Genomic DNA, 541 nt, shown 5'->3' with positions numbered 1-541 from the left:
CGGGCCTTTTTGACCAGCTTTTTCAATATCAGTTTCTGTTTGGCGATGGCAGCGTCTGCGGTTTGTTGCTTCCGCAACGCCAAGGCGCGGATTAACGGCGTGATAAGCCACCCGGTCGCTTTGAACATTTTCACGTCGATCCACCCGATTTAGCTGGTTGCGCGTTGGACTGCCGCTCTGCGAGGGCTTGGCGCACGATCTGGAAGGCCGATGACAGGAACAACCCGGCCATGATCGTCGCCACAATCAGGTCAGGCCAACCCGTTGCCGTGCCCCATACACCAAGGGCTGCAAACATCACGGCCACGTTCCCAATGGCGTCATTGCGCGAACACAGCCAAACTGATCGGACATTGGCATCACCGTCCTTGTAGCGGACCAACAGCAAGACACTCGCCAAATTGGTGAGCAGTGCGAGAAAGCCGACAATGCCCATGATCTCTGCCGTCGGGACGCCAACGTAGAAGACGCGATAGAGAGTTGATCCGAACACCCAAAGGCCCATCAGAAGAAGGCTGACGCCTTTGAACAATGCCGCATT

The 541-nt window shown here is 56.2% G+C and carries 1 protein-coding gene; it reads right to left on the bottom strand.

Annotation, left to right across the window (positions count from 1 at the left end):
• Positions 1–130: 130 nt before the first annotated feature.
• The coding region (locus tag ABWV64_RS15940) for a cation efflux transmembrane domain-containing protein (RefSeq protein ID WP_353347071.1) at positions 131–541 on the bottom strand (411 nt) is incomplete at its 5' end.

Origin of the sequence: Litorivita sp. NS0012-18, from assembly GCF_040371945.1 — a bacterium.
Lineage (GTDB): Bacteria > Pseudomonadota > Alphaproteobacteria > Rhodobacterales > Rhodobacteraceae > Litorivita.
This window is presented reverse-complemented; position numbering and strand designations above follow the sequence as displayed.